Annotated in this window: 1 protein-coding gene; it reads left to right on the forward strand. The window is 48.7% G+C overall.

The features are described 5' to 3' along the window. Positions 1 to 433, forward strand: a 433-nt coding sequence (locus ACTHUF_RS11405; protein ID WP_440407770.1) for a collagen-flanked surface repeat-containing protein, incomplete at both ends; no start/stop codon positions are given.

Consider the following 433-nt stretch of genomic DNA (forward strand, 5'->3'; position numbering starts at 1 on the left):
ACCATCACTACAGACCGTGCACCTGCTACCCAAGATACTACCAGTACAACTTGTGCAGATGTTACGAATGCCGACGCCTATGTTAAAGGCAATTGCTACGGTATTTATACGATAACCACCGAAGACGTGAACGTGAATACCGCTACTACTCCCGTTGAAGACGGTAAGAACGCTGAAGCCGAAGTTAAAGACAACGGCGATGGTACTCACACTGTAACCATCAAAGACGGTAACGGTAATACCACTACTACCATCGTTAAAGACGGTGCAACTGGTGCTGAAGGCGATACCGGTGCAACTGGTGCAGACGGTAAGAATGCTGAAGCCGACGTTAAAGACAACGGCGACGGTACTCACACTGTAACCATCAACGACGGTAACGGTACTACCACTACTACTATCGTTAAAGACGGTGCAACTGGTGCTGCTGGTG

The sequence above is a fragment of the Neisseria sp. P0024.S006 genome, assembly GCF_051956595.1.
Classification (GTDB): Bacteria; Pseudomonadota; Gammaproteobacteria; order Burkholderiales; family Neisseriaceae; genus Neisseria.